This is a genomic window from Neobacillus cucumis, from assembly GCF_002860255.1.
GTDB lineage: Bacteria > Bacillota > Bacilli > Bacillales > Cytobacillaceae > Neobacillus > Neobacillus cucumis_A.
The window spans coordinates 136,209-152,931 of the sequence record NZ_PGVE01000042.1; the positions used below are offsets into that span (position 1 = coordinate 136,209).

Genomic DNA, 16,723 nt, shown 5'->3' on the forward strand with positions numbered 1-16,723 from the left:
ACTTATGTTCCCTGTAAAATTAACTAATTAGGGCGCTGCTCTTTGGACCGGAGGCTTTGGCTGTATTCGCTTGGTGTCACACCAATATATTTGCGAAACTGCCGGGTAAAGTGGTTGTAATTTTGAAAGCCTACGTCATGGGCAGCTTCCGTGGCATTCCGATTCGTATGGGCCAGAAGCAAGGCAGCCTGCTTGATTCGCATTCGGTTAAGTGCCTCCACAATCGATTCACCGGTATTTTCTTTAAATAGATGCGACAGTCTCGATGCAGAGAGCCCAACACTGTGGGCCAGTTCCTCGACTCGAACCGTCTCCTGCATTCGCTGGGCGAGCAAATACAGTGTTTCTTCTATCCGCGGATCGAACCCGCTGGTTTGCTGCTTTGCGAGCAGCATCAGGACCTCCCGCAGAGCGCCCAAGCACAGCTCGTGCCAATAAGGGCCTCGTTCCCGGGAATCAGACAGAATACGGAGAAAAGCGTGGTAGATACGCTCCCGAACCGCTTGCTGCTCAATCTGCCGGATGGTCAGCGCATCGAGTGGCAGTAGATTCGCGTCCATGAATCCGCCAGTAAAATGCGCCCAAACAAAATGCCAGCTTTTTCCTTGAGGCGTACCGTAACGATGGGGTGTTCCCGGCTTCAACAGTGTTACGTCACCTGCTCTTACTCGCAGCTCGCAGCCTTCTGCCTCGAAGTACCCTTCACCGCCTAGCGTGTACGTAATAAGCCAGTCACTCATGCCGTCCGGACGTACGGTAGAATAGGTATCCCGTTCATGAAAATGTCCTGCGATCACCATGCCGTATGCCAATCCGTCATAGTTGGAGGGGTGGTCCAGCTCCATGGTACTCATCCTTTTCTAAAAAGTAATTAATTACAGATAGTTTAGCTTAACTTACGGCGGCACACAAGTGTGCTGGTGAAGAAATAGCAGAATAGTATGCATTGTTAGCAAGATCCTTCCTTCTTCTAATCGTTATTCCAAAAGTATAATGAAGATGTGATAAATATCACCTATAGGAGAAATAGGGGAGGGAAAAATATGGTATATAAGTATCGAGTGTTAACAGGAGAGCAAAAGAGACAGTTTGAAACGGAGGGATATTTAATCGTCAAAGGATTGTTTACGGAAGAGCAACTGACAGAGGTCGAAAGAACCTTTGAGGACATCAGCTATCAGGTGATCCCGGGGCATTTTGAGCCGGATTTGCGGGAGGAAACGACTGATCCGCTAAAGCGTTATCCGAGGGTCATGCATCCGCACCAGTTTAATGAAACAGCCAAACGGTATATGCTGCATCAACCGGTAATGGATGTTCTAGCTGATTTGTATGAGGAAGAACCATTGGCAGCCCAAAGCATGTTCTATTACAAGCCTCCGGGCGCACGGGGACAGGCACTTCATCAGGATAATTTTTATTTAAAGGTCGAGCCGGGCAACTGCATCGCCGCTTGGACGGCGATCGATCCGGCGGATGAGGAGAACGGCGGGCTGTTAGTTGTGCCAAAGACGAGTGAGTATGATATCGTATGTCCTGATTCGTCCGATTCTAAGGAATCGTTCACTACTCACTATGTGAAGCCGCCGAAGGATCAGAAGGCAATTCCAGCAGTGATGGAGAGGGGCGATGTGCTCTTTTTCAATGGGAATCTGATTCACGGCTCGTACCGTAATAAGACGAAAGATCGTTTCCGCCGCTCGTTCATTTGCCACTACGCCAACAGCTCGGCTACACGCATTGCCACGTATTATCGTCCACTGTTCCGTGCAGACGGGACGCCTGTGGAACTGGAGACCAATCCGAATGGAGGTCCGTGCGGCGTTGAATACGACACACCGTATATCCACTAAACGTGAGCCACGGCTCGAGGTGCTAATGTCCTGGTGGGGGATGAACGGACTTAGAGTTCAAAACGGCGCTGGTAACGAATGGAGCATAGATGAGAAGGTACGGTGCATCGCGGAAGCGGGCTACGACGGCATTAACGGCTTCCTGCCGGAGGGTAAGGAGGCCGAACGCCTGTCTCGGTTGCTGGATCAATACAACCTTTCATTCAGCGTAAACGCGTATCCGAAAACTGCTGAAGAACTGGATGTTTTTCTTTGCAAGGCAAAATCGTTCGGAAGGGTCGATTTCGTTAATGTACAGGTGATAAGGCCGTTTCTGGTCGGTGAGCAAGCGGTGCAACTGCTTGCGGACATGGCGGAGCTGTCGAGGTCTGCAGGCATCCCGGCGTATATCGAAACGCATCGCGGCACGATCACGCAGGATCTGCTGCGTACGGTAGAGTATGCTCAAGCCTTGCCGGAACTTGAGCTGACAATCGACTTCTCACATTATGTCGTTGCAGGGGAAATGCATACGGTGTCGGACGAGGCAGAAGAACTGCTCCAGACGCTGCTCCCTCGGACGAAGAGCATACACGCTCGCATATCGAACGGAGAGCAGGTTCAGATAGATATACCTATGTTTGGAAGTGTAGATGAGGAGGATGCCGTCCATCGTGCGTTCGAGCACCCGATGTTGATGCATTTTCAACGTTGGTGGCTCGAAGGAATGCGCAGCTGGCGTCAATCGGCACAGGAAGACGAGGTGCTGCCGTTTGTCTGCGAGCTGGGACCGCCACCTTATGCAATCACGGTCCGTGGGCCGAACGGCGTGCAGTGTGAGGTGAGCGACCGATGGACACAAGCACTCCTGTTTGCAAAGATCGCCCGGTCTTTATGGGAACGGGTTTAAACAAAATAAGAGCAGGTTAATGTATTAGTTTTTAAAACCAGTTTGCCAATTGGAAAAGTCCTTGTAAGTCAAGGGCTTTTTCGGATTAGAAGCCTAATTTTGACGCGGGAAATTGAAAGCATAAGCTTGCCTCTCTTGCTTTTTAGGATTCTTAATGGCTTGTGTTGAGACTCTCTGCCATCATCAAGTCGTTTTTGTAGGCAGCCAACGCCAATTCATACCTCACCTTTTTGCTCGCTTCCACGAAATCAGCTTCCTGCACAAGACCTGATAATGAATAACGGTGACCTCTGAAATCCACGTTCAGTTCAGTGATTTGGTTGAATTTGAAATTCTCAAGGGGAACACCGTTCTCATCCTTCAACAGGTATTCACCGTATTTCTCGTTGCATGTTTGGGCCACTTCCTCCATCACCTTGAAAGCATCGTCCGGATTTTGCTTATAGTTGAGAACAAGGCTTTCGTTCACCCGGCGCCTTCCCCGGTTCCCGTTCTGAAGTTCCGTGATGCTGCTATAGGAAACCGTATAGAGGTATCCGTCATACTGGCGGATCTTCAGGTGGCGCATGCTGATTTCCTCGATCTTCCCCTGACGGTTTCCATTGATGATGACATAATCCCCGTGATGGATCTGGCGCTCAAATAAGTAGGTCAGCCCCATAATGTAATCGCGGATAATATGCTGGAGGATCAATGCCAAGGCACCTGCCACCACGACCGAACCAGTGACAAGCTTTGCAAGGTCGAAGAAATGGCTAAGTACATAAATAAAGAAGAACAATAGTCCCAATACCTTTGTCACCTGGTTGGCGAAATGCATCAATGTCTCTTCCCGCTTAACATCCAGGAAGCTTGTTTTGTCAAAGAAAAGTTTGATGGATTTGCGAACCAAATAAACCGTGAATATAATCAGCAGTGCCACCGTTAATATTTTTACGGGAAACTGCTGGAATAGTCCCAAGAAAAACATCCTATCTCCTCCCACTTTTTACACTATACCAAAAGAATGCGGATAAGGAGAAAAACTTTCCTTTCCTATTAAAGCTAACGATAGCATGGTTCCATTAAAAAAAGAAGTCTATCCGTGCTTCTTGAGGATCGATATATTGCCAATAATGTGTTTTCTGCTGCTGAATTATATTAATAGATATAGAGATAAAGGGCAATGAGGGAATTGATTCTGGGGAAGAATACGATAAGAGTCTAGACATGGCAAGTTAGTAAGAAATGTGTTAAGATGAAACTCCTTGGCAGGGGCATTAAAAATAGTATTATGGAAGAAGGAGGGCATGGTCAAAACTTGCCCTCCTTTTTCCTTTTGATCAATATAAAAATCATAGTACAATAAAAGACTCCTCTATTATTTGAACTATTATTATTCAAATTATAGAGGAGTCTTTTATTGAAATTTAGATTATCTATCACTTGTTAATCAAACTTTATATATTGGACTTTAATATTATTATTAATTCGCGATAATTTGAACAAGATAAAATAAAACATTCAAGGTGAGGGGAAGGAATGGATAAAATTGACTTCTTTCAATTGCGCTTACAAAACATAGAGTTTTTATCATCAAGAGTCTATGAAGGAATTGAAATTCTTCTTGTACTTGATGGTGAAATCGTAGTGGAGATGGAAGGCGGATTTTTTCATTTGAAAGAAAAAGATTTGCTTGTAATAAACCGAAATCAATTATATCAAGTGCGAGCTGTAAAGAATAACGCTGTATTAACATTAAGTATTCCAGATACATTTATCACCAAATATTATGAAGAATATCGTCATTATCATTTTCATTTGTTTTCGCAACAAATTGATCGAGGAAAAGAAAATATTATTGTACAAATGCGTAAATCTCTTTCTGAATTACTGATTACCTATTTCAGACAAGAAGAGGGCTGTAAGCTCGAAGCTCATATTTTAATTTGTAAAATTTTGCTTACTTTAATTCTTCGATTTAGGGGAGTAAGAAAAAATTTTGAAGAAATAAATGATAATGATCAACGATTAGCAGAAATTATATCCTATCTAAAGCAACATTATGACGAACCCATTACATTAGATGATGTAGCAAAACATTTTTATCTGTCTCCCAGTTATTTTTCACGGTATTTAAAACAGCATTTGGGTATAGGATTTAGCCGTTTCTTAATGAATATTAGATTAAATCACAGCTTAAAAGACTTACTGTATACCCAAGATTCCATTACCTATATTTCCATTAAAAATGGCTTCCCTAATACAAAATCTTTTACAAGTTTATTTAAAGAGGTGTATGGTGAGACACCACATTCTTTTCGTGAAAAGAACAGAAAAGATCAGGTGAATTTAGTTAAGGATTATCAGTTACAAGATACAGAGACATTTCTTAATTCCCCTGAAGTTATAATGAAATTAGGTGTTTTACTATCTGAGGGGGATAGTAAAACATCCTTTGGGAATTCAGAAACTTACTTTGAAGAATTAAAAATTGACTTATCTGCTGCTAACAGTAAACTATTGATTCATCCGAACAATATTTTATCGATTGGTGAATTGAGAGAACTACAAAAAGAAAACGTTCGAACGCAAGTGATATTAGCTAAAAAAGGGTTGAATATTAAGTATATTGGCATAAATAAGTTATTAAGTGGAGGGACCATATCTCCTGCGGTAGAAACTGATGAATTAATACCGACGACATCGCCTTACTATAATTCAGATGAAGTCATTCAATTTGTAAAAACTAACGATTTATCATTATTTATACAAGTAAATTATAAAGGAATCTCCTCAAATGAAGATGCATACCTTCAAAAGCTGGAACATTTTTTAAGACATTGCTTGCAAGTATTCGGTGAAAAGTATGTAAGCTCTTGGTATTTTGTGTACTTAACCAATGATGTATCTTTAGATAGTAAAAGCTTAGAACGTTTCTATTTATCCTTACACAAATTATTGAAAACAATGATTCCTTCTATTCAAGTTGGCGTATTATTGCCTTTTTCAATTCACACAGGATCAACTGATGACAATCATAGATGGGTACTTTACAAAGAGGAACAAATTGATTTTATTGCTTTTAAGGCAAGTCCTACTGAAATCGTAAATTTTAAAGAGATTATTGATAATAACTATTTATTAGCAAAAGATTATATTAGAAAAAAAACGGATCAATTAAAACACTATTTAAAAAGTCATTCGATAGAGAAACCATTGCATTTGCTTACTTGGAGTTCCTTTTCAGGAAATACTCGATATACTAATGGAACATTTTTTAGAGGTTCGTTAATATTGAATGATGCAATTACAGTCGCCGAAGATGTGAAATCACTAGGTTTTTGGATTAATACTGAAATACATGAAAGGGATGTTGGAGCAAAGAATATTCCGCTAGAAGGAATGGAGCTATTTCATTATTTTACAGGAAAACGTCCAGCCTATTACGCGATTTCATTTTTCAACAGACTGCAAGGAAAAGTAATCGCCAGAGGTGATTACTATTTGATGATGGAAAATGAAAGGGGTTATCAGATTGTATTAATGAACAACCATATTGTTAACCCCTATTTTTCTATCGAGGAAAGTTTTTTACAAAAATTAATCAAAGAAGTGCGAGTAACAATAAGAGGAATACCCAAAGGAGAATATCAAATACGAAAATTTGTCTTTGATCAGGACCATGGGGCTTTATATAAGAATTGGTGGGAAAATAACAGTAAATTTGGAATGGATGAAGAAATTATTGACTATATTACCCATTCAAGTCAACCATCCTTAGAAGTATTCGATGAAATGATTAACGAGGAATGGTCTTTTTATTCCTACTTAACCATTAATGCGATTCATTTTTTTGAATTAAGAAAAGTATTTATTTAAGTGCGATTGATTCTTTAAACTGTTTTTACCTGAAACATTTTTTGTTTTGCCTAAACAAGTCTTTTATACAGGAAAGGTAAAAAAAGACCGTTAAATATTATTTCAACATTTTCCACCTTGATAAATGCATGTATTAGGTGACCTAATATGGATAAAAAATGACTCCTTTTTAAAGGGGTCATTTTTTATAATATAGACATAACGCCGGTGTTGTTAGAGAAAAATTAAGTACCAGATACTTTAAATTTTGCATTCCAGGAGGTACATGTATGGAAACTTATAAAGGTACAAATAAATTGCTTACCGGGATTGTGTTCGGTGTTATTACTTTTTGGTTGTTCGCTCAAGCCATGGTGAACGTAGTTCCAGCTGTTCAATCAGACTTAGGTATTTCGCTCGGAACAATAAATATAGCGATTAGTTTAACTTCATTATTCTCAGGTATGTTTATTGTAGGTGCCGGTGGTTTAGCGGATAAGGTTGGAAGAAAAAAAATTACGTATATTGGATTAATATTTAGTATTATTGGTTCCTTGCTCCTTGTATTAGCACAGGGGGCGGCGTTACTTATTATTGGCCGGATTATTCAAGGTCTTTCAGCAGCATGCATTATGCCGGCAACCATTGCGTTAGTGAAAGAGTATTACGAGGGTGCCGACCGTCAACGCGCGCTAAGCTTCTGGTCAATTGGTTCTTGGGGCGGTTCAGGTGTTTGTTCATTTGCTGGCGGTGCGATTGCAACCTACATGGGCTGGAGATGGATTTTCATCTTTTCAATCATTTTTGCGCTTCTTGGTATGTGGCTAATGAAAGATACTCCAGAAAGTAAAGCAGAATCAAAAGGTGTGTTTAAATTTGACGTTGCAGGTTTAATTATTTTAATTATCACCATGCTTGGTTTGAATCTTTTCATAACTCGTGGAGCTGATTGGGGATGGACAAGCGCTCTTACTTTGATTTGTTTAGCTGTAGCCATTATTGGGATTATTGTATTTGTCAAAGTTGAAAAAAACAATGCCCTTGCTTTAATTGATTTCTCTTTATTCAAAAACAAGCCATATGCAGGGGCAACTTATTCTAACTTTTTATTAAATGCAGTAGCAGGTACGTTAGTTGTGGCCAATACGTATGTACAAGTTGGCCGGGGATTTACTGCTTTCCAATCAGGTATGCTGTCACTTGGTTATTTAATTGCAGTTTTGGCGATGATTCGTGTTGGTGAGAAACTTCTTCAAAAAGCAGGTGCAAAATCTCCGATGATTTGGGGAACCGTCATTACAACGATTGGCGTAGCCCTTATGGGTTTAACGTTCTTACCAGGCGTGGCCTATACAGTCACAGTGTTTATCGGTTTTGCGTTATTTGGATTAGGGCTTGGCATCTACGCCACTCCATCTACAGATACTTCTGTATCCAATGCTCCTTCTGATAAAGTTGGGGCCGCTGCTGGGGTTTACAAAATGGCAAGCTCACTCGGTGGAGCATTTGGTGTTGCTATTTCCGCCGCAGTTTATGGTGCAATCACTGTTTTTGCTAGTAAAGAAATAGCAGCAACATCCGGTATTATTGTGAATGTCATATTTGGTGTACTGGCACTCGTTTCAATCGTTTTCATGGTTCCAAAAAATGCAGGAAAAGAGCATCAAGATGTACTGAACAAAAAGGTTAGTTAATCTTTACATTAGTCTCACTAAACAAAATGTTATAAGTAATGGAGGTAAATCGATATGAAAGATCAATTAATGAAAATGCTAGAAGAACGTAAAGAAGAAATGATACAAATTCGTCGATATCTTCATGAAAACCCTGAACTATCATTTGAAGAAGAAAACACAAGTAAATATATTGAAGAGTTTTATAAAGGTAAAGATGTTGGAATGCAAACAAATGTTGGCGGCGGACATGGGATTATCGTGACCATATTAGGTGGAAAACCTGGAAATACAATCGGCCTTCGCGCTGATTTTGATGCGCTGCCTATTTTTGAGGAAACGGATGTGCCGTTTAAATCAAAAAATCCAGGTGTTATGCATGCCTGTGCACATGATGGACATACCGCATACCTAATGGTTCTTGCAGACTGCTTAATTCAACTAAAAGATGAGATTCCTGGTACGATTAAAATCATTCATCAGCCTGCTGAAGAGGTTCCACCTGGTGGGGCTATCGGGATGATTAAATCGGGGTTACTGGATGATTTAGATCATATTTTTGGGATTCATCTACTGCCGCTTGGACCAGCAGGCGTGGTAGGCTATAACAGCGGCTACGTATTTCCAGGACGTGCCTACTTTAAATTAAAAGTTCAAGGGACAGGGGGTCATGGTTCTTCTCCGCACTTAGCAAATGATGCCATAGTAGCAGGATCGCATTTTGTAACAGCCATTCAAACGGTCGTCAGCCGCCGCTTAAACCCATTTGATATGGGCGTTATAACAATAGGTTCGTTTGACGGAAAAGGTACATTCAATGTTATTAAAGATAGCGTCGTACTCGAAGGTGATGTTCGTGCAATGACAGATGAAACACGCGAATTGATTGAACAAGAAATTCGCCGCATCGTTAAGGGCATTGAACAAGAATTTAATGTAACCTGTGATCTTACTTATACACCTGATTATCCACCTTTATATAATGACCCAGAAGTGACAGAGAGGGTGGCTGGATTTTTACAAAATGCGTATGATAAAGACATTACAGAAGTAAAAGAATTCCCAAAAATGTCTCCATCAGAAGATTTTGCACACTATGCAAAAAAATTTCCTGCGTGCTTCTTCTATATTTGCTGTACACCAAAAGGTGTAGAAAAACCATACTTTAATCATCATCCAAAATTCGATATTGATGAAGATGCCCTTTTAGTGGCGGCAAAAGCAGTCGGCCAAGTTGTTTGCGGGTATTACGAAATCATTTGAAATTCAAAGACAGTAAAGATCCAGTTATAGAAAAAGAGAGATAAAAAAGGAGGGGAGGCAGTTCATGCTGCACCCTCTACTTCTTATCACGATAGTAATAGGTAAAGGCTAAATTTAATTATGACCGATTATTGGATGTGGTACGTAGGGCTCTTCTAAAAACGCAATTTCTTCAGGTGTTAGATTAATCGATAGAGAACCTACGGCATCTTCGAGGTGTGAGATTTTCGTAGCACCGATAATAGGAGCAGTAACTGGTTCTTTCTGCAATAGCCAAGCAAGTGCAATATGAATACGGGGAACTCCATGTTTTTCTGCAATCGATGCTACCCGCTCCACAACCAATCGATCAGCATCAGCAGTCGCGTCATATTTGGATTTTTGAATTTGGTCGGTTTCGGAACGATGAGTGGTTTCAGACCAATCACGTGTCAATCTACCAGATGCAAGCGGAGAGTATGGAGTCACCCCGATTTTTTCTTCTTTACAAAGTGGTAACATTTCCCTCTCTTCTTCCCGGTATATGAGGTTTAAATGATTCTGCATTGAGACAAACCTGGTCCATCTATATTTCTCTGCTACATGTAAGGCCTTTTGGAACTGCCATGCGTACATGGCAGAAGCACCGATGTATCTTGCCTTTCCAGCTTTTACAACTTCATGCAGTGCTTCCATTGTTTCTTCAATCGGGGTATTGTAATCCCAGCGGTGGATGATATAAAGGTCCACATAATCCGTTTCCAGTCTCTTTAGGCTTTTATCAATTTCACTCATGATGGCCTTACGGGATAATCCTGCACCATTAGGACCTTCATGCATTCGTCCATGTAGCTTTGTAGCAATTACAACTTCATCACGATTGGCAAAATCCTTTAAAGCTCGACCAAGAAATTCCTCGCTGGTTCCCATAGAATATACATTTGCCGTATCAAAGAAGTTAATCCCAAGATCAAGGGCTTTTTTTATAATAGAACGACTTTGCTGTTCATTAAGTACCCATTGATGAATCCATTTCTCCGCTTCTCCAAAACTCATGCAGCCAAGACAAAATCTAGATACATCCAATCCTGTGTTTCCTAGTTTCACATATTCCATTTGATGAATCCTCGCTTTCTTTTAATGAACCATTCAATTTCAGGTTGGTTGTTTATTACACTTATAAGTATGCCACAAATATTCTAGTATCCCTTAACCCATTAGTATCAAGTTTTTGCCTAATCCTATCAAAGCTCTATCTATCTAAACAAATGTCTAGTAGAATGGAAAAGTCGAAGATAAAGGAAAAGGAGAAGAAGATATGACAGAGAAAATCTACAATCAGCAGAGTGTTCTCGCAAAAATTATCGCAAAATATACAGGTCGGGATGGTGTTCATTCTTCTTCGATTCCATCTTTATCTCTCATTCGTGAATCCATTATTACCGAGCCCATCTCTAGAGTTAACGAGCCATCCTTTTGCATTATTGTCCAAGGAGAAAAGGAGGTGTGGCTGGGAGAAGAACATTTTCGGTATGGTCCTGGCCATTACATTGTGGCATCCGTTGACTTGCCAGTAACAGGTCAAGTTATTAAAGCCTCAACTAACTCTCCTTATTTAGCTCTCAAACTTGAGTTTACATCTAGCCAAATCTTAGAGGTTTTAGATGTTGCAGATATTCGATTGAGAAGGAGTAAAAATCCGAAACGAGCTATGTTTATTAGCGAAGTAGAGCCATCTTTATTGGATGCAGTAATCAGGTTATCATGTTTACTAGACGATCCGAAGCATATACCAATCCTTGCTCCATTATATAAGAAAGAGATTCTTTATTGGATTCTACAGGGGCCACATGGGGAAGCTTTGGAACAAATGGCTTTAGAAGGTAATGCCATACGAATTAGAACCGTTATTGAACATATCCTCTATAATTATAAAAATTCTTTTCGAATTGAGGATTTGGCAGAAATTGCGAATATGAGTGTTGCTTCGCTTCATCGGCATTTTAAAGAGGTAACTTCCATGAGTCCAATTCAGTTTCAAAAACAATTAAGATTACAGGAAGCTAGGCGTTTGTTATTAGGTGAGTCAACAGATGTAGCTGACGTCGCATTCAGGGTGGGCTATGAAAGTCAATCGCAATTCAGTCGTGAATATTCACGTATGTTCGGTTTTTCACCTAGAGTAGATATAAACCGTCGGAGAGAGAACTTTGTTTGAATGATCAAATTATATGAAGAACCAGGTTCTGCTACACAGGTCTGTGGAGGTAAAAAGTTGGAATTTTTTAAAAGATAATGCCTCTTCCCTCCTTGCATGATAAAATGAATGGACTGATTATGAAACATGATTACATAAAAGAAAATCAACTGAGAGGGAGTTACTTATGCTAATAAATATTATTTTAATTTTTGCTCTTCAATTACTGTATGTCCCAATCTTGACACTTCGGACCATTTTTTTAGTGAAGAATATGAGTGTTGCGGCTTCATCATTTGGAATCTTGGAAGCCCTCATTTATGTATTCGGACTATCCTTAGTTTTTTCGGGTCACCAAAGCATTGCTGAAATGGTCGTATATGCTCTAGGGTTTGGAGTAGGTTTATATATTGGTACACGCATAGAAAATAAGCTAGCCATTGGTTACACTTGTTTAGTTGTCAATCTAATGGAAATGAATGAAGAACTTATTGCTTTATTAAGAAATAAAGGATTCGGGGTTACGGTCTTTGAAGGGATGGGACGTGATAGTAAAAGATTTCAACTAGAAATTCTCACAAAGCGAAACCGCGAAAATGAAGTCATGGATTTAATCGAAGAATACGAGCCAAAAGCATTCATTATCTCTTATGAACCGCGTAAATTTAAAGGCGGTTATCTAATTAAAGCGATGAGAAAGCAATTGAAAAAAGGAAACACTGTTAAACAAATATAACTTGTCATTCCCGAACCTTCAAATTATAAATTTGGAGGTTTTTTTAAAAGAATCAAAAAACATTCAAATGATTGTTTGACCATTTTTTAAAACTTTCATATACTAATAATCAAATGGAGGTTTGAATGAGGTGGTAAAAAAATGAAACACGATGATGTATGCGAAGTAACCTGTGTGGATAATGAAAAAGTAAAACGAGTGAAGGAATCGGTTTCCAATCAAAATACTATGGCCGTTTCACAAATATTTAAAGCCTTGTCCGATGAAACTAGAATTAAAATTGCCTACGCCTTAAGTACAGAAGAAGAGCTATGTGTCTGTGATGTTGCCAACATTGTTGGGAGTACGACTGCCACTGCATCTCACCATTTACGGCTTCTTCGTAATTTAGGATTGGCGAAATATCGTAAGGAAGGTAAATTGGTCTTCTATTCCTTGGATGATGACCATGTTAAACAATTAATACAGATCGCCTTTGAACATCAAAAGGAGGTAAAGAAACTTGACTAATAGTTTAGAAAAATCAAATGAGAAAACTGTTTATCGAGTGCAGGGCTTTTCCTGAGCAGGCTGTGCCAATAAGTTCGAAAAGAACGTACAGCACCTGGATGGTGTTGTTAATGCGAGTGTGAATTTTGGTGCTTCAAAACTTACGGTTTATGGCGAAACAACCATTAAAGAGATAGAAAAAGCAGGTGCATTTGAAAACCTAAAAATTTTCCCTGAAAAGCAACGTTTCGAGGAGAAAAAAGAGCCATTTTTGCAAAAACATTCATTTGTAATTGCCTCATTGATATTCTTAATTTTCGGGTGGATTTCTGTACAAATGAATGGCGAAGACAGTATCTTATCCATATTAGCTTATGCTGTTTCAATTTTAGTGGGCGGTTATCGTCTTTTTATCACAGGTTTCAAAAATTTATTCCGTTTAGAATTTGATATGAGAACGTTGATGACCATAGCTGTAATTGGAGCATCCATTATTGGTGAGTGGGGAGAAGGAGCAACTGTTGTTATATTGTTTGCCATAAGTGAGATTCTTGAGTCTTACTCGATGGATAAAGCAAGACAATCGATTCGTTCTCTAATGGATATTGCTCCTAAAGAAGCCTTAATAAGAAGGGGCAATCAAGAGCTTACTGTAGAAGTAGAGGATATTCGTATTGACGATATATTAATTGTCAAACCAGGTCAAAAAATAGCCATGGACGGTGTTGTAGTTAAAGGGCTCTCAACGGTTAACCAAGCTGCGATAACAGGGGAATCTGTTCCAGTTTCCAAAACGATGGATGACGAAGTTTTCGCAGGTACACTGAATGAAGAAGGACTTCTCGAAGTCAAAGTGACCAAACATGTGGATGATACGACCATTTCGAAAATCATTCATCTTGTAGAGGAAGCACAAGCAGAAAGGGCACCTTCCCAAGCATTTGTTGATCGGTTTGCGAAGTATTACACTCCTATTGTTATTTTCATTTCTCTTATAGTAGCCATTTTGCCGCCCTTCCTTTTTGATGCTGACTGGGGGAAGTGGATTTACCAAGGTTTAGCTGTTCTGGTTGTCGGCTGTCCTTGTGCCTTAGTCATTTCTACTCCTGTTTCAATTGTTACAGCAATTGGAAATGCTGCAAGACATGGAGTTTTAATCAAGGGTGGAATTCATTTAGAAGAAATGGGAGCTATAAAGGCAATTGCCTTTGATAAAACAGGGACCTTAACACAAGGTATTCCAGTAGTAACAGATTATCTCCCACAGCCTAATATGAAACCTAATGAATTACTAACCATTATTGCTGCATTGGAAAATGGCTCACAACATCCTTTAGCTTCAGCCATCATGAAAAAAGCGGAAGAGGTAGAATCGCCTTATCAGTATTTTACGATAGAAGATTTTTCCTCAATTACTGGTAAAGGGATTAAAGGTAAATACAAGGATAAAATGTATTATGTGGGCAGTCCTAGTTTATTTGATGATATTTTATCGAATGGAATTCCTGCAGACTTAAGGGCTGCTATTTCTGAACTGCAAAATAAAGGGAAAACCGTTATGGTTGCAGGAACAGAAAATGAAATATTAGCCCTTCTCGCAGTAGCAGACGAAGTAAGAGGAAACAGCAAATACGTTATACAAAAACTCCACTCATTGGGTATCGAAAAAACAATTATGTTAACGGGCGATAATAAAGGAACTGCCAATGCTATAGGTCAGCAGGTGGGAGTATCTGATATTCAAGCAGATCTTTTACCTCATAATAAACTAGTCCTTATTAAAGAATTAAAAAACAAATATGATCGTGTGGCAATGGTTGGAGACGGTGTAAATGATGCACCAGCCTTAGCTGCATCAAATGTTGGAATCGCCATGGGAGGGGCAGGCACAGATACAGCTCTTGAGACAGCTGATATTGCTTTAATGGCGGATGACTTAGGAAAATTACCATTTGCAGTAAAGCTAAGTAGAAAAGCCTTATTTATTATAAAGCAAAACATTACCTTCTCGCTTGGAATTAAACTACTGGCATTGTTATTAGTCATTCCAGGTTGGTTAACCCTATGGATAGCGATCTTCGCCGATATGGGTGCAACATTGATTGTTACACTGAATGGGTTACGACTTCTACGAGTAAAAGACAAATAAATGGAGGCTTTCCAATTTGGGGAGCCTCTTAAATAAAATCGAATTTATAAATTATTATGGAACAATTTCAAAAACAGTACCTTGGTTAAAATCAGTCACTTTCATCGAGCCATATACCCCTAAATATAGTCTGGTTTGATCCACATTCGTCCCCAAACTAACATAATATGCTGATTGATTCCCAAAATTATAGTCGGTTTCTATGACACTAAAATCATTTAGTTTCCCATCTGTTCTTACCCTCGTATAAGCCAAAAACCCTCTAACTGGAGATTGAGATTTTTCATGACGGGCAAGATCGGTAAACAAAATGCTTCCCGTTAAATCAGGGATTCCATTGCCCATAAAGGCTTGCACTCCCGTAAGAGCAGTTCCTCCAAACTTATCAGGCCGGGGATCTTTATGATAATAACTAGTTAGTGGTTGAAGCCTCACTGAAGTGTTTACTGCTTCATTGTAATAAACAATTGTTTTTTCATCCAAAGAAGGATTTCCAGTGCAGCTCCGAATAATCGATGTAGGAAAAGCACCTTCCCACCCTCGCCAGCCAAAATTAATAAAGTCTTCTTGGTCAGGTTCGGAATTCATTAAAAATGCTTGAACAAGCTGAGTAACCGGTAGGGGTTTATATTGAACGAAGGAAAAGATCGACTCTGCCAGATCCTGTCCTACATTTCCCACATACTTGATATACTGATTATAAAAACGTTGATAGGAAATGCCAGGTATATTACGAACCCCTTTGGCCATTACCGTTAGCGTTTCCTGAATAGATGCGGGAAGTTCATTAAAACGTGTGACTACAGGTGGATTATTGATAAAAGTATTCTTAGCTACGTCAATTTCAATGATTTTTCCGGCTATTTCCATAATATCCTGGCTTAAATTAAACGGATCATAACCTGAACCGCCATCGCCTGTTGTTAAAACAAGTTTTCTCGTTTCAGGTGAAAAGTTTAAACTATTGACACCATTATGATTTAAAAATGGTCTTCTTAGGTTAAGTAATGTCCGCCGTTTTTGAGGGTGGTCATTCGATTGTAAAATCCATTCTTCCACTGTATCAATATGATCATATTGATTTTCTCTATTGATCCACTTTTGGTTTAAGGTTTTGGGATCACATGGATTAGGACTAAAATGGTCAGAAAGAGCCCCTGGACCTTGTGTTCCAGCTGCTGAATAATGAAGATAAAACAACCCGTTATAATAAAATTCGGGATGAAACGCTAGTCCCAGCAATCCCCGTTCATCATACCCACCACTTGAACCACCTAGTTTTAAGATTCGTGAGCGAATATCTAAAAAAGTCCTGATCCCACCGTTTCCTATGTAAAAGATCTCTCCTGCCTGGGTTGCAATAAATAATCTTTCCATCGAGTCACCCGGAAGGATAGTTGTTTTCAAAACAGTGGGTAAATTTATCTTACTAACAATAGGCTGTAAACGAACCTTAACTTTTTTCACCCAGCTTGACACTCCTTCTCATTGTTTTTATAAGAATATGAATAGTACTGTTTTATTAGTACCAAATGAGGGCTGGGTTACCTGATTAGGTGGAAGATGATACTAAAAAACTAAAAAAAGTATGCTTTTCTTTGGTATTGTTTAAACTCAACCAATCACAAAAAGGCATACTCTATGATAAAAATTAT

Annotated in this window: 13 protein-coding genes; 9 read left to right on the forward strand and 4 right to left on the reverse strand. The window is 39.4% G+C overall.

Going from position 1 to position 16,723, the window contains the following annotated elements:
• Positions 1–23: 23 nt before the first annotated feature.
• A complete protein-coding gene (locus CVD27_RS11335) occupies positions 24–845 on the reverse strand; it encodes a helix-turn-helix domain-containing protein (protein WP_101648013.1) in 822 nt (273 codons plus the stop codon).
• 198 nt (positions 846–1,043) lie between these two features.
• Between CVD27_RS11335 and CVD27_RS11340 the strand changes: the two genes are divergently transcribed.
• Together CVD27_RS11340 and CVD27_RS11345 are read left to right on the forward strand one after the other, a co-directional pair.
• Entirely contained in the window at positions 1,044–1,853 is an 810-nt protein-coding gene (locus CVD27_RS11340; protein ID WP_101648014.1) for a phytanoyl-CoA dioxygenase family protein, read from the forward strand.
• Between the two features lie 40 nt (positions 1,854–1,893).
• On the forward strand, positions 1,894–2,742 hold the full coding sequence (locus tag CVD27_RS11345; RefSeq protein WP_257984335.1) for a sugar phosphate isomerase/epimerase family protein: 849 nt from the start codon (positions 1,894–1,896) through the stop codon (positions 2,740–2,742).
• A gap of 151 nt (positions 2,743–2,893) precedes the next feature.
• Here the strand turns inward: CVD27_RS11345 and CVD27_RS11350 are convergent, their stop codons facing one another.
• Positions 2,894–3,712, reverse strand: a complete 819-nt coding sequence (locus tag CVD27_RS11350) for a mechanosensitive ion channel family protein (RefSeq protein ID WP_101648015.1) — start codon at positions 3,710–3,712, stop codon at positions 2,894–2,896.
• A 551-nt stretch (positions 3,713–4,263) separates the two neighbouring features.
• Here CVD27_RS11350 and CVD27_RS11355 point away from each other — a divergent pair.
• The 3 genes from CVD27_RS11355 to CVD27_RS11365 all read left to right on the forward strand — a co-directional run bounded on the left by CVD27_RS11355 (position 4,264) and on the right by CVD27_RS11365 (position 9,518).
• Positions 4,264–6,603: a helix-turn-helix domain-containing protein gene (locus tag CVD27_RS11355; RefSeq protein ID WP_101648016.1), complete on the forward strand. Its 2,340-nt coding sequence runs from the start codon at positions 4,264–4,266 to the stop codon at positions 6,601–6,603.
• A 269-nt stretch (positions 6,604–6,872) separates the two neighbouring features.
• Entirely contained in the window at positions 6,873–8,276 is a 1,404-nt protein-coding gene (locus tag CVD27_RS11360) for an MFS transporter (RefSeq protein ID WP_101648017.1), read from the forward strand.
• Between the two features lie 54 nt (positions 8,277–8,330).
• Positions 8,331–9,518 carry an amidohydrolase gene (locus CVD27_RS11365; protein ID WP_101648018.1) on the forward strand — a complete coding sequence of 396 codons (1,188 nt, stop codon included), beginning with the start codon at positions 8,331–8,333 and terminating at the stop codon, positions 9,516–9,518.
• A 114-nt stretch (positions 9,519–9,632) separates the two neighbouring features.
• Here the strand turns inward: CVD27_RS11365 and CVD27_RS11370 are convergent, their stop codons facing one another.
• The gene (locus tag CVD27_RS11370) at positions 9,633–10,613 is read right to left on the reverse strand and encodes an aldo/keto reductase (protein WP_101648019.1); all 981 of its coding nucleotides are present in this window, start codon (positions 10,611–10,613) and stop codon (positions 9,633–9,635) included.
• Between the two features lie 202 nt (positions 10,614–10,815).
• Between CVD27_RS11370 and CVD27_RS11375 the strand changes: the two genes are divergently transcribed.
• The 4 genes from CVD27_RS11375 to CVD27_RS11390 all read left to right on the forward strand — a co-directional run bounded on the left by CVD27_RS11375 (position 10,816) and on the right by CVD27_RS11390 (position 15,068).
• Positions 10,816–11,715, forward strand: coding sequence for an AraC family transcriptional regulator (locus CVD27_RS11375; protein ID WP_101648020.1), 900 nt, complete (start codon positions 10,816–10,818; stop codon positions 11,713–11,715).
• Positions 11,716–11,881: 166 nt separating this feature from the next.
• Entirely contained in the window at positions 11,882–12,430 is a 549-nt protein-coding gene (locus CVD27_RS11380) for a DUF2179 domain-containing protein (RefSeq protein ID WP_101648021.1), read from the forward strand.
• A 141-nt stretch (positions 12,431–12,571) separates the two neighbouring features.
• The gene (locus tag CVD27_RS11385; RefSeq protein WP_101648022.1) at positions 12,572–12,940 is read left to right on the forward strand and encodes an ArsR/SmtB family transcription factor; all 369 of its coding nucleotides are present in this window, start codon (positions 12,572–12,574) and stop codon (positions 12,938–12,940) included.
• A complete protein-coding gene (locus CVD27_RS11390; protein ID WP_101648023.1) occupies positions 12,933–15,068 on the forward strand; it encodes a heavy metal translocating P-type ATPase in 2,136 nt (711 codons plus the stop codon). The genes CVD27_RS11385 and CVD27_RS11390 overlap by 8 nt, the downstream gene beginning before the upstream one ends.
• 54 nt (positions 15,069–15,122) lie before the next feature.
• On the opposite strand, the gene CVD27_RS11395 is transcribed toward CVD27_RS11390, so the two are convergent.
• Positions 15,123–16,535: a PQQ-dependent sugar dehydrogenase gene (locus CVD27_RS11395; RefSeq protein WP_101648024.1), complete on the reverse strand. Its 1,413-nt coding sequence runs from the start codon at positions 16,533–16,535 to the stop codon at positions 15,123–15,125.
• Positions 16,536–16,723 lie beyond the last annotated feature (188 nt).